Origin of the sequence: Pedobacter sp. UYP1, from assembly GCF_040547305.1 — a bacterium.
Lineage (GTDB): Bacteria > Bacteroidota > Bacteroidia > Sphingobacteriales > Sphingobacteriaceae > Pedobacter.
In genome coordinates this window covers 46546-60196 of the sequence record NZ_JBEPPL010000009.1, presented here as the reverse complement: position 1 = coordinate 60196, position 13651 = coordinate 46546, and the positions used below count along the sequence as shown (strand labels likewise).

General features: G+C 37.1%; 15 protein-coding genes. All 15 read left to right on the top strand.

The window, feature by feature from the left end; all coding sequences use genetic code 11:
* The first annotated feature begins 69 nt into the window (after positions 1-69).
* The 15 genes from ABIB30_RS17410 to ABIB30_RS17340 all read left to right on the top strand — a co-directional run bounded on the left by ABIB30_RS17410 (position 70) and on the right by ABIB30_RS17340 (position 13651).
* Positions 70-276 carry an RNA-binding S4 domain-containing protein gene (locus ABIB30_RS17410; protein WP_068402357.1) on the top strand — a complete coding sequence of 69 codons (207 nt, stop codon included), beginning with the start codon at positions 70-72 and terminating at the stop codon, positions 274-276.
* Complete coding sequence (gene aroB / locus ABIB30_RS17405) at positions 276-1343, top strand: 3-dehydroquinate synthase (protein ID WP_354304183.1); 1068 nt, start codon at positions 276-278, stop codon at positions 1341-1343. Before ABIB30_RS17410 ends, aroB begins: the two co-directional genes overlap by 1 nt.
* Entirely contained in the window at positions 1333-2244 is a 912-nt protein-coding gene (locus ABIB30_RS17400; RefSeq protein WP_354304181.1) for a sterol desaturase family protein, read from the top strand. The genes aroB and ABIB30_RS17400 overlap by 11 nt, the downstream gene beginning before the upstream one ends.
* Positions 2245-2763: 519 nt before the next feature.
* A complete protein-coding gene (locus ABIB30_RS17395; protein WP_354304179.1) occupies positions 2764-3369 on the top strand; it encodes a hypothetical protein in 606 nt (201 codons plus the stop codon).
* A gap of 14 nt (positions 3370-3383) precedes the next feature.
* Positions 3384-4121: a hypothetical protein gene (locus ABIB30_RS17390; protein WP_354304177.1), complete on the top strand. Its 738-nt coding sequence runs from the start codon at positions 3384-3386 to the stop codon at positions 4119-4121.
* Between the two features lie 31 nt (positions 4122-4152).
* Positions 4153-5952 carry a type VI secretion system Vgr family protein gene (locus ABIB30_RS17385; protein ID WP_354304175.1) on the top strand — a complete coding sequence of 600 codons (1800 nt, stop codon included), beginning with the start codon at positions 4153-4155 and terminating at the stop codon, positions 5950-5952.
* A gap of 4 nt (positions 5953-5956) precedes the next feature.
* Positions 5957-6760 carry a hypothetical protein gene (locus tag ABIB30_RS17380; protein ID WP_354304173.1) on the top strand — a complete coding sequence of 268 codons (804 nt, stop codon included), beginning with the start codon at positions 5957-5959 and terminating at the stop codon, positions 6758-6760.
* A gap of 3 nt (positions 6761-6763) precedes the next feature.
* Positions 6764-8359: an HNH endonuclease gene (locus tag ABIB30_RS17375; protein WP_354304171.1), complete on the top strand. Its 1596-nt coding sequence runs from the start codon at positions 6764-6766 to the stop codon at positions 8357-8359.
* A gap of 11 nt (positions 8360-8370) precedes the next feature.
* On the top strand, positions 8371-8796 hold the full coding sequence (locus ABIB30_RS17370; protein ID WP_354304169.1) for an SMI1/KNR4 family protein: 426 nt from the start codon (positions 8371-8373) through the stop codon (positions 8794-8796).
* Between the two features lie 130 nt (positions 8797-8926).
* Positions 8927-9535, top strand: a complete 609-nt coding sequence (locus ABIB30_RS17365) for an SMI1/KNR4 family protein (RefSeq protein WP_354304167.1) — start codon at positions 8927-8929, stop codon at positions 9533-9535.
* A 19-nt stretch (positions 9536-9554) separates the two neighbouring features.
* Positions 9555-9986 (top strand): SMI1/KNR4 family protein, encoded by a 432-nt coding sequence (locus ABIB30_RS17360; RefSeq protein WP_354304165.1) that lies wholly within the window; start codon positions 9555-9557, stop codon positions 9984-9986.
* Positions 9987-10003: 17 nt separating this feature from the next.
* Positions 10004-10534 carry a hypothetical protein gene (locus tag ABIB30_RS17355; RefSeq protein WP_354304163.1) on the top strand — a complete coding sequence of 177 codons (531 nt, stop codon included), beginning with the start codon at positions 10004-10006 and terminating at the stop codon, positions 10532-10534.
* Positions 10535-10576: 42 nt separating this feature from the next.
* A complete protein-coding gene (locus ABIB30_RS17350; RefSeq protein ID WP_354304161.1) occupies positions 10577-11032 on the top strand; it encodes an SMI1/KNR4 family protein in 456 nt (151 codons plus the stop codon).
* A gap of 584 nt (positions 11033-11616) precedes the next feature.
* A complete protein-coding gene (locus ABIB30_RS17345; protein ID WP_068407569.1) occupies positions 11617-12450 on the top strand; it encodes a prephenate dehydratase in 834 nt (277 codons plus the stop codon).
* Between the two features lie 64 nt (positions 12451-12514).
* Positions 12515-13651, top strand: a complete 1137-nt coding sequence (locus tag ABIB30_RS17340) for a chorismate mutase (protein ID WP_354304158.1) — start codon at positions 12515-12517, stop codon at positions 13649-13651.

Below are 13651 nucleotides of genomic sequence, written 5' to 3'. Positions count from 1 at the left end.
CGCAAAAATATAAATTCCGGGACTATCATTTGCAAAACCCTTTATAAATAATTGTAAATTTGCAGTACAATGATAGAATTTAAATTAGAAGGCGAATTTATTCCCCTTATTTCTTTGCTAAAAGCGACCGGACTTGTTCAAAGTGGCGGCGAAGCGCAAACAGTAGTAGAAGATGGTCTGGTGAAGTATAACGGCAATGTAGATTACCGCAAGCGTTTAAAAGTACGTATCGGTGATGTTGTTGATTTTATGGGTAACCAAATTAAAATAGTATAATGAATAAACTGGAAAGTGCTGGTCACAACATATATTTTGATACCAGGTTAGCACCATTGGCAGAAATCATTGAAAACGGGAAATACAGTAATGTATTTGTTTTCGCAGACCGGAATACAGCTGAACTCTGTTTACCTGTATTCAGAGAGATGCTGGATGATTTCAGTGGGTTTGACCTGATCGAGACTGATCCGGGAGAAGAGAACAAGAACATTGATTTTTGTATCGGTATCTGGAAAACTTTACTTGATTTTGGCGCAGACCGCAAATGCCTGGTTATTAACCTTGGCGGTGGTGTAATTACGGATATGGGTGGCTTTGTAGCCTCTACGTATAAACGCGGGGTCGATTTTATCAATATCCCTACGACATTACTTTCGCAGGTTGATGCTTCTGTTGGCGGGAAAACTGGTATTGACATCGATAATGTGAAAAACATGGTCGGTACTTTCAGTTTACCACAAGCCGTATTTATTGAAGCAGAATTCTTGAAAACAGTACCACAAAGGGAATTGCTTTCAGGATTCGCAGAAATGATTAAACACGGATTAATTGTAGATCAGGAATATTATCATCAATTAAAAGCTGCTGACTATAAAAACATAACAACTGCAGCTATACACCGTTCGGTAGAGATTAAAAATGAGGTGGTAACCGCTGATCCGCAGGAAAAGGGCTTACGCAAGATCTTAAACTTTGGTCATACCATTGGTCATGCTGTGGAAAGTTATTCATTGAGCAAAGATAAAAAGCCACTTACCCATGGAGAAGCAATTGCTATCGGCATGATATGTGAAGCCTATCTTTCTCATAAAAACAGTACCCTGAGCGCAGAAGAACTGCAAGAAATACGTCAGTATATCTCCAAAGTTTATCCTGCTTATAAAATTAAAGAAAAATCGTTCGCCCAACTTTCTGTATTAATGCAGAGCGATAAGAAAAATGAACATGGTAATGTACTGTTTTCATTATTGCAAAGCATTGGAAAATGTACTTACAACTGTAGAGTTTCAGAAAGCGACATCGTCGAAAGTTTGGAATATTACAATTTAACTTATGCTAAATGATCCTAGAAATATAACGCTCTCCCTGTTGTTCGGCTTACTGATTGTGATTTCTATAGTGGAAATGTACATCAGTTACATGCACGACAGGAAGTTATATGCTAAAAGGGATACGTGGACAAACGTATACCTGATGGGACTGGCCTTTTTAATCAATATATCGACTAAAACTGCCACGTTCTTTTTATTGAATTACTGTTATCAGTTCCGCCTGTTCGAAATCAAAAATATTTTTGTTTACTGGGTAGTGCTGGTACTTGCACAAGACCTGTTGTATTGGGTATTACATACTTCAGGTCATTATATCAGGTTTTTCTGGGCGATGCATGTGACACATCACTCATCTCCCCTATTTAACCTGACTACAGGATTCCGGTCCACGGTTTTTGAACCACTGTACCGGGTGTTCTTTTATTTGCCACTGGCATTTATGGGTTTCTCAGCAATAGATATCCTTTTTGCCTACCTGGTTACGCAATTGTATGGAAATATGGTGCATACGCAGGCAGTAGGAAAATTACATCCGATCATAGAATATTTCCTGGTTACGCCGTCTCATCACCGGGTACACCATGCCAGCAATATCCGTTATCTGGATAAAAATATGGGCATGGTCTTGATTATCTGGGACAGGATGTTCGGAACCTTCCAGGAGGAACTTCCTGACGATGAAGTTGTCTACGGACTGACACACCAACCAGAGGATACAGGCCCGGTTAACATCGTTTTTCATGAGTTTAAAGCCATGACAGCAGATGTGAAACGTGCTCCGGGATTTAAAAATAAACTCGGGTATATGTTTAATCCTCCGGGATGGAGCCATGATGGAAGTACACAAGTCGCGAAAGTGATGCAACAAGAATTAAAAGAAGCTGAAGAACGCGAAAAGCTGATTAAAGCTTAGGCTACCTGACGCTGATAATAGAAAAATAAAGCCGCTGTAATTTCATTTACAGCGGCTTTATTTTTTATTAATTGTCCAATATTTATACAGTTTGACCAGACAATCCCGTATATTTTTCCAGAAGCTATCAGCAGCTATTTATTGATTAAAAAAAAGTTCACATTAATAATTATTATATAATGCCTTAATCGATACCAAATCGCTATTTACAACATTATTTTTCCACATCACACAAATAAAACGACTTATCTAACTGATAAATAGATCATTATTGGCTTTATATTTGTAGATTAGAGTTCAGGAGTAAAGAATATTCTCTGAATTATTTAACAATTAATCTTAAAATTATGGCTTTCAAAGCACAATTAACATCCATACCAGCAGATTGACTGGTCCTGTTTCCGGTTCTTACCAAAAAATTAATTGGTCGGCATCAATAGCATTTTGCTAAGGGTGAAATTACCGTATTGAGCAAGCAACCCCCTATTAATAATTGCAGGCTATTAACAACCTAAAAACATGGATGATCAAACAGATAAAAATCGCGTTATCAAATACCCATGCATAAAAATGCTTGTGGTTATTTTAATTATAGGCCAGAGTCTGGCCTGTAAACAGCCTGAATCTAAAAATGTAAAAGCCAGCCAACTGACAACAGCTGTTAAACTTCCGGTAAATGATCAGGTAATTATCTACATAGATAGTATCGCAAGTAAATTTGATAGTCAAAAATTTAATGCAACGCAGCTAAAGCTACTTACTGATAGTTTCTCCAGCTACTTTCCAGCAGGCATATATAAAGGGGATAATTCATTACCAGACAGCAGTATAGCTGCCGATATCAATATAAGTTCTGCTGTTGACCAGCATGATTTCGTCAATCTTTCTATACCAGAAAACATAGGAACAAAACTTTCCTTTAAACAGCTGATTGCACATTTTGGCCCGGTAACAGCAAGAGATACGATGTTTCCTGCCCCAAAAATGCCTTTTCCGGTTATTATTGAACTAAAAAAACATTTTCCCAATCAAAAGAACCATGTATTTCTGAATATACAAGCTTCTGATAACCCGGAATCACCCACTAATCAAATTTCATCCATTAAAATAGTCAGATCTAAATAACCGGAGGAATATTTATGGCTTCTTACTCCATTACAAAAATAAATGAATATGATGCGCATGGCGGTCCATCCAGCGAAAAACCAGGTGGAGATGGTCATGCAAAAACCGCTACCCGCGAAGGCCGTTATGTGATCAATAGTATTGGTAAACATGTAAGTTACGGCAAATATGCGTATTGGTCAGGTGTGGCATGGGGTACAGAAATGCGTTTGGATGGGGACATTACCATGGTCAAGAATGGAGGTGCGTGGGTGAGGCTAACAGACGTTAATGCACAATGGGGCAAATATAAAACCCAGCAAAAACAAGTTACCGAATACATCCGGCAGCAATACACAGCAATTGCTAATAGCAAAGCCTTTCCAAACCGCTGGATCTTCAATGATTTTGGCCATACCTCAGTTAAATATTTCAAAGACACCAATCACAATTGGAAGCTCGACGGCAAAGAACAGGTCCTTGGCGATTTTATTCATACCACCCCACCCGATGAGTACTTGACTAGTATCAATAGAGGCTCCCAAATAAAATTGGCAGAATCTCATGGTTGTATCCATGTCAAACCACTTGATATTGATACGATGATTGGTAATGGTTATCTGAAAAAAGGGAACACTATTGAAGTGCATAGCTATACAGAACGAATGATCCCGGTTAGTTTAACAAGGAGCATTGCAAGACCACCATTTGAAGTACATTTTTATCCAGGCCTATTCAAAATTGCCATTTACCGGGTAAGTGTAAAAAACTAAAATATTTATAAAGCATTTACAAATTACTACCATGGAGAATAAAGTAAAAGTAGAAATCAATATTGAAGGTACACCTATACCGACCTTTTCGAGTTTCAATTTATATCAGAAGTTTAATGAGCATCATACGTTCGAACTTCGCTTTAATCAGGATCAGATTGAATTACCTGGCTCAGTTTCGCTGAACCGTTCCAAAGATTTTATAGGTAAGAATATAGCGATAGAGTTTGGCACTATACCGGGTACAGGAAACCGTTTTTCAGGGATTATTACTAAGGTTGAAATTGCGCAGTCACATGGCTTAATGGGCGATATTATCCTTTCAGGATTTAGTCCGACTATCTTGATTGACCGTGGCCCTGATCTGGGGTCTTACCTGAATAAAGACCTTAAATCAATCATTGATCAGGCAACAAAAGAAGTCCCTGTCAATGATCTGAATATGAAGGTCAAGCCAAGCCGCACCTCTCCTATTGATTATTTGATTCAATACCGGGAAAGTGATTTTGAATTCATCAACAGGCTTGCTGCTCAATATCATGAGTGGTTTTTCTACGATGGGACAACACTGGTTTTTGGAAAGCCAGACGATTTAAAACAAGTAAAATTGATTTACGGACGGGATATCAGCAATATTCAATATGGGATACAAATTGCCCCGCTGAAGTATAAAAAGTTCTCTTATAACCCTAAACAAGATGAGTTATTAGCTGCCAGTGGCGAAGGTCAGAGTGCCGGACCGCCGGATATGGCCCATGCAATTGCCGCGTCCAATAATGTCTACAGCAAAGCTTTTAATCAGCCATTGGTTACCCGCGTTGATAACAAAATGGAGATTGATACTTTTGTAAAAAATGAACAGGACTCACTGATCGCTGGTCTTTTGCATATCAATGGCACTGGTGACAATCCACAGGTAAGTTTAGGCTGCATAGCTGATATCAGCATGAGCACCAGAAAGTTAAATGATTTTGCAGTTGAAGATTTCGGGAAATTCCTGGTTACCTCCGTTTATCACCATGTAGATGGCGTTGGTCATTATCAGAATTCTTTTGAAGCGATATCTGCAGATACAGATCGTGTTCCTGTAAAGGATTCGACGAAACCACAACCAGATATACAATTGGCTAATGTAGTAGAAAACAATGACCCCGCTGGCAATGGTAGAATCAAGGTTAAATTTAAATGGGAATGTGGTTGTAATGATGTCACTGAGTGGCTCAGGGTATTAACGCCAGATGCAGGAAGTTCTGAAAAGGTCAGCAAAAACAGAGGTTTTGTATTTATCCCTGAAATTGGTGACCAGGTAGTGATTGCTTTTGAAGAAGGAAATATTGCGCGTCCAATTGTCATGGGCAGTGTATTCCATGGTAAAAGCGGCAGTGGAGGTAGTGGAAGTAATAATACCAAAAGCCTGACTTCTAAAAGCGGGCATACGATTACCCTGGATGATGGAGGTGGCATGCTGATGAAAGACAAAACGGGCTTAAACCATGTTTTGATTGATGGTAATAATGCAATCACAGTTACTTCTGACAATACAGTCAAACTGCAGACAGGTAATGTAATGATCATTATGGATAAAGCCGCTGATAAAATTATCATACAAGCAAAGAATATAGAAATACGTGCAGCTGATGATTTCAAGCTTACTGGTGATGGTGCTCCTGCGAAGAACGGAAGTATGGAGTTCGAGACTAAGTTATCAATCTCATCAAAAAATGAATTATCGATGAGCGGAGAAAGCAAAATCAATGTAAATGGTGAAAATGTAAGCATAGTTGGCAGCAATACAGTTATTGATGGTTCACCAGTAAAAATCAACTCTTAATTTTATGGATAAACTATCAGAAAAGAGTTATCAGTTGGTTGTCAGGGGAAATGTAAAAATGCTGACCATGATGGATAGCTTTTCTACAACCGGAACTTATGTGCTTTCACATTATGGAAAAAATGCATTTAAGCCTGACCTGCAGGAATATGTACTGGAAGAGCGGGACGTCAAGTTAACGGAGTATTATGATCCCAATACTTATCAACTGATAGAATATGTAAATAAGTTAGCTTATATCTACAGCAGGCAGCATATCTGTATCAACAGCGGTGGGGTAATCAAAGGGTTATTGAATATGCCTGAAATCAAAACGAAATGGGATAAGCTTAAAAAGGAGCTCATGCAGACCAATCCTATTGCTGCTTTTGAAATTATCAGGCATAAAGAACGTGAACTGGCCAATCCTCCGGAATTAATTGAAAATCTGGAGAATACACATTTTATGCATTTGTTTTTATATGCATTTAATTATACCGCCGATGGGGTTGTTTATGAACAGAAAAAGGAGGAAAGAGATCGGATGGGCATTGGTTTTTTAATTCCGGTGAATCAGACTTATACTTCTGAAACGACGGATAATGGGTATACCATTCATGTGGAGTCTTCTTTAGATGAGAAAGGTAAAATTGATAAGCAGATGATATCAAAAGTAACTGGCCAAAAGGAATTTGATATGAAACATTATACACAGGCCAGTTTCAATTATGACCATATGGGGGTATTACAATCCGCGGAAATGAAGGTATTCGAGCAAATAAATAATGACTATAAATCAGATTTATATCTAAATCTGGAAAGCGTATAAGTTATGGCTGACGAGGAATTACAATGGTTAACGGAAAAGCATTATTTAGTTTGCCCTAAAGGTGCAATGTTCAAACAGATGAAAGTAACCAGTCAAAAGCAGGTTACTTTTAGTGGCAATCTTGCAGCAACAACAGAGGATAAGATGATTGGCAATGTATTTATCTGTTTGGGTAGTATGGCATTTATGGCGGGGGCAATTGCAGGTTTGCTAGTTGCTGCTTTAGCATTACTTGCTGTACCAGTAGCAGGCTGGGCATTGGCTTTAATTATCGGCGGTGCCTTATTACTTGCTATAGGTGCTGGTTATATGAAGTGTAAAACAAATGCAGCAGCAAGGATTTGGGTCAATTCCTCTCCTAATTTGGTGATACATCATCATGAAGGGCTTGTTGTTGGTCAAAGTCAGCTGAGTTGCCCTCCGGAAGGCGCGATGATTGATATTAAAGCTACTTTCTGGGAAGCGATGATGAGTACCACAATGAATAATGTGGGGCATATTGCAAACTTTGCTTTTGGATTTTTAGCGGGCAGAGGATTGGGCAGCATGGCGGGAACGTTAGGTACACAAGGTATCAGAGCTGCTGGTGCAGAGTTTTTAACTGTTGCGCGTACTGAAATGGGGTCCATGTTCAACCCGGCTTCTTTGTTTGGTAAGATGAGCTGGTTTTGCAGGGGAATGCGGGGATTCGGTATGTTCGGCGCTTATAAGGGCCAGGCTGATATCTGGACGAACGATGAGATGAGTGTTACGGATAAGTTATTGGCGAGTGGTCAGGAACTGGTCTTAGCAATTTTTGCAGCCAAAGGAGCTTCACTGGTTTGTTTCCCTGCAGGTACTCCGGTACATACAGGAAATGGGGTGATGGCTATTGAGGACATCGCTGTTGGGACATTAGTATGGACGCTGAATGAAGAAAACGGACAAAGAGAGCTGAAACCGATTACAGCAACACATCGCCGCACAACATTGAGTATGATGGTTGTTGAATTGGGAAATGGAACTATATTTGAAGTAACACCGGAGCATCGTTTCCTGGTGGAAAATGAGTGGCGCGAGATCCAGTCGATTACTGCGCTGGATGAACTGGAAGGAATTGACGGGGAAAGGGTAAGGATTAAGAATATCGGGTTGATCAGCAAAAGTGCTGTGGTTTATAATTTCGATGTTTTAGACAATGAGAATTACTTTGTTACCGAAGATGGGGTATTGGTACATAATGGGTATGCTAGTCCAACAGAATTACAAAAGATAAAAGATCGGGGATTCAAAGGAGTAAAACCAACTTCCAATGGAGGCCTTAATTATGCAAAAAGTGATGCTTTGTACCCTATAAAAGAGGGGCAGAAAAACATAGTAAAAATAAAATATACTGGTAATTATGCAGAGGATTTTGAAAAAGCAAGTTCCAAAGCTCTCGGCCAGAAAAGTACACCTAAAGGATATGTATGGCATCATCTTGATGATTACAATCCTAAAACTAATTCTGGTACAATGCAACTTGTAAAAGTGGAAGCTCATAGAGGTGTTTCTCATGTGGGCGGCTGCTCGCAGTATAAAGAAGCAACTGGTAATTCTTATATTTTTAAAACCTGGTAATAAAACGTTATATGGAATTTGAACAAACAGCACAAAACCTTTCCGCTGAAGATTTAAAAGATTTTGAAGTAGAGTTAAATTTGTCATTACCTGAAGACTTCAAGAGCCATTATTTAAAATATAATGGTGGCTATCCTCCATTTGAACATGTCAAAGGAATAAATCATGAATTTACAATAAATGGCTTTATACCAATCAAATATGGTTTAGTACCGATTGAAGAAACTATTTCTGACTATAAAAAAAGTGGTATTACTTTCGGAAAAAAAATGCCTTTTGCGTTTGATAACGGTGATAATATTTATTTAATATCTCTGGACAATGAGGATTATGGTACTATATATCTCATTGAATCTGAATTTTTGAATGTGGAAGACAAAAAATATTATAAAGTATCGAATAGCTTCACTGATTTCCTAAATAGCTTTTACGATTAGGTATCGCATTATTCTAGATTAGATTTAATAAGATATAGAATATCTAATGATAATGAAGTGGCAACAATGAAAAAAAGCAAAAAAGTCTTAGATATGAGATTAGTAGTAATTTCTTAGATATACCTTTCAAATGATTGATATTCATCAAAAGATAAAAAGCCTAGGAGATATTATTTTTCGGGAAGAAAGAGAAAGACATAATGCCCATTACACTTTAGAATTTATCAAAAGTGTGATGGATGCTTTACCCGAACAACGGGTGATAGATTTTATCAAGGAATATGGGTTCTCTACTTTCAAGAATTATGTGATGATAAAGCCAATTGAGAAATCTTCTTTTTTATCTAGTGGAGAGATCGAATTGGGATTGATCTTTGGTTTTGGAGATGAAACAGATAACGTAAAAGATGCTATCGATACTTACTTTATAGAAGAGCAATTGAATTGGAAGTTTTTCCCTCTATTCGAGGGATATCCCGGAGATATCATATTTTATTCTCTGGAACCAGAAACAAAAGGAAAAATATACTATTGGCATCATGAGGGAGACATCAATGCGGATAAGTCATTGATAGCAAACTCATTTGAAGAGTTTATTAATAACTTATATCTCAGACAAGAAGACGAGGAGGAAGAAGAACAGCCAGAATTATATGCGGATGAGCTCGCTTCAGTTAACGAGCGAAGAAAAAGAGTAGGTCTTTCACTTATTGATAAAAACAGAAATGAAATTACCTGATTAAAACAAATAGATAATAATGGAAATAGAAAGGTTTGGAGAAGGAGATATTAAAACCATTGAAGAACTTGAAGAGAAATCAGATATTAAACTTCCATACGATTATAAAAATTTTCTGATCAAAAATAATGGGGCAAGAGTTAATGATGGAATTTTTCACGTTAAGGCATTAGATGAAGATATACTTCTACATATTTTTTTTGGAACAAAACTGGAGAAAAAAGCACTCAATCTTGAATTTTGGAATCAGGAGTATGGAGATGAAATTCCAGAAAACTCACTATTAATAGGTAGGGATCCGGGTGGAGCGTTTATTCTTTTGATTTTTGATGGAGAAAACGATGGTGTTTATTTTTATGATCATGCGTTTGCTTTTGACCAATCTTATGAAGATGAGAACACTTATTTTATTGCCCAATCCTTTGAATCCTTTCTATATTTATTGGAGTAATTAATACTCAAAAACCTATGAAAGAAATCAAAAAAGTGTTAGATACCAGATCAGGTATGTGGTGTATCTGGAATCCAAAAATTGCAAAGGGAGTAAATTCATATGAAGATTGGGAAGAAAAATTTTATGAGGACGATTCTCTTTTAGAACTTATAAAGGAAAAGCTCTTTGTTCCAATTAATTTGCAAAATAATGGAGCTTTAGAATTCATTATTCGAATAGCACCACAAAAAACATGGAGTGAAAGAGAAGCTAAATATCTCTTAAACACGTCCAACAATTATTTGATCGAATCTGATGGAATTCTTAATGTTAGCGGAATAGAATATATCGAAGAAACTATAAATGAGTCTCCTATAGCTGAAGTTGAAACAGCGCAAAATATTTATCTGGTAAGTATTGATATTATAGACTGGAAAAAAGAACCTGGAATGACAAAGAAAGATGGAACTCCTGAAGATGGGGCTTTGCCTGACCTTATTGTTCATTTAAACACTCCATCAAATGATGCTGTTATAAGTCATAAAATAGAAACATTTAAAAAGTAGCTATCCTGTCCTAATAGTAATTTCTAAGATATACCTGGCGAAATGACTTATAAAAACAAAACCTGGAAGTTCGTAAAGCCCTTAAAAGACAAGTCATCTATTCTTTTAGTTGAAAAAGAATGGGGTATAAAACTTCCGGAGACTTTTATTGAGCTGGTCATAAACTATAACTCCGGCGTTCCAGAAAAGACAGCATTTGATACAGAGTTTTCAGTAGGTAAGAGTTTTGGAGAACTGTTAAACTTTAACCTGGAAAACAAGGATAATGTATTAGTTGAGTACAAAGCGATTAAGAACCAGCTTCCACCTGATGTTTTTCCTTTTGCTGCTGATCCAGGAGGAAATTATATATGCTTTGATTACAGAATTGATACAAAAAATCCACAAATAGTATTTTGGAATCATGAAGAAAGATTTATAATTGAGGATGATCAGATAGTAAACCCGGATATTGAAAACGAATTCGAGTTATATGTTATAGAGCCCAGTATCCAATAGCCTTAATGCATTTTTAGATAAATTATATAGCATTGAGGTTGATGATGATTTTGAAGGATTTGAATTGTTATAAAAACACTTATTGCATTTTCAAATTTGTATTGGAAATGCCAATGAATTTGAATCTGAAGAAGAGGAAGTATATTACAATTTTAACTTTATCAAGACGGAAACTCCTGAATTTAAGGCTTTAATTAAAGACAATTATTGCTATAACAATTCAACTTTACGCTTAAAAAACTAAAAATCCTCCTTAAAACTAAGCCTTCATATTGTTTCGTATGCCCATTCAACACCGTTAAGCCACCATAAATAATTTTTTTTAAATTAAATTTGACAAATTAAATTTTGTTGCTACATTTGAAAAAACAAAGATTAAAAATACAGGGTTCTGTTTGCAGAGGCCACCAAAGAAAAAAATGAGAAACATCACTACATATTGGTTTAGCTACTTCTACTATTTTAGTAAGAGCCGGGACTGATATGCAATCAAAAAAATCAACATAAATTGTATATGAAAAGTCCCGGCATCCTGCCGGGACTTTTTTTGTTTAAAGCAAAAATTAACGCAGGAGATTATAAAAATGAAAAAAGTAACAAGAGTAGCAATACAAGGTATTAAAGCCTCCTTTCATGAAGAAGCTGCTTTCAAATTCTTTGGTAATGACATTAAAACTGTCGAATGCAATTCCTTTAAACAAACATGCGAAGTGCTTGAAGCACGGGAGGTTGACTATGTGGTGATGGCTATTGAAAACTCTATTGCTGGTAGCCTTTTACCAAATTACACGCTGATCAGAGAATATAATTTTGCAGTGACCGGAGAGGTTTATCTTCCTATACAATTACATTTAATGGCCCTGCCAGGAGTGAAATTGGAAGACGTAAAATATGTAACCTCCCACCCTATTGCTATTCGTCAGTGCATTGATTTCTTTGACGAATTTCCACACTTAAAAGTAGTGGAAAGTGTAGATACAGCCGCTTGCGCAAAAAAAATCAGAGACGAGCAATTGACTGATACTGTTGCTATTGCAAACACACTGGCTGCCGAGCTTTATGGCCTGAACATTATAGAAAGAAGAATTGAATCGAATAAAAAGAATTACACCCGTTTCCTGATCCTTCAAAACGATAAAACTGAAGATTTGACTGAAATAAATAAATCCTCCATCTGTTTCCAGGTTGGTAACCATGTAGGTGCACTTTCCAAAGTGCTGAACATCTTCGCAGAGCAAAATGTGAATTTAAGCAAGATCCAGTCTATGCCTGTTTTAGGTAAAAGAAGTGAGTATTATTTCTATGTCGATATGGAATGGACAGAAAGCGAAAAATATGATATCGCAATCCGTAAAGCACTGAAATACACAGTAAATTTTAATATAATGGGCGAATATCTAAAGAACGATATCGTTTAACACCACACAAATCAGTATTTAAAATATTTAACACATACCACACACACATTAAATCCCCCTCATCATGAAATTAAACTTAAACATTCAGCCATTATCGAGCTGGATCAATGTCAAAAACGAGCCGCTTATCATCTCTGGACCATGTAGCGCAGAAACTGAAGATCAATTGTTATCTACTGCACATTTATTAGCTGCAACTGGTAAAGTATCTGTATTAAGAGCTGGAATCTGGAAACCACGTACCCGTCCGGGAGAATTCGAAGGAATCGGAAGTATCGGTCTGGAGTGGTTGAAAAAAGCTAAAGCTGAAACTGGATTACCTACAGCTGTAGAAGTAGCAAACGCTAAACATGTGGAAGAAGCATTGGCAGCGGGCGTAGATATCTTATGGATCGGCGCGAGATCAACTGCAAACCCTTTCACAGTACAGGAAATTGCTGACGCTTTAAAAGGTGTTGACATCCCAGTATTAATTAAAAACCCTGTAAATCCTGATATTTCTCTATGGATTGGTGCTTTAGAGCGTATCAACAATGCAGGTATCACTAAATTAGGTGCAATTCACCGTGGTTTCTCTTCTTACGAGAAAAGCTCTTTCCGTAACGAACCCATGTGGGAACTTGCGATTCAGTTGAAAACGCTTTGTCCTGAATTACCAATCATTAATGATCCTTCACATATCTGCGGAAATCGCGAATTAATCCCTTACATCTCTCAAAAAGCACTAGATCTTGACATGCAGGGATTAATGATTGAGTCACATATTGATCCTTCTGTAGCATGGACTGACGCCAAACAACAGGTTACCCCTGCTGCTTTAGAAGAACTGATTGCTAAATTAAGTTTACGTGATCCTGAGTCTAATAACGAAGCCTTTGCTGATAAATTAGCTGAATTACGTAAGCAAATTGATAAAATCGATGATGTTCTGCTTCAGAAATTAAGTGAGCGTATGGCTATCGTTGAAAAAATCGGTCAATACAAAAGAGATAGCAAAGTAACCATCTTACAAGTTAACCGTTGGGATGAAATCCTTAAAAAAGGAACTGCTTTTGCTAAAGCACTTAAATTAGACCTTGGTTTTACAGAGAAGTTCTTAGAATTAGTTCACGGTGAGTCTATCAGAAAACAAACTGCAATCATGAACGAAGGCAAAACTGAAGAAGAAATCGTTGAAGCTTCTGCTGCTTCAAAAGCATAA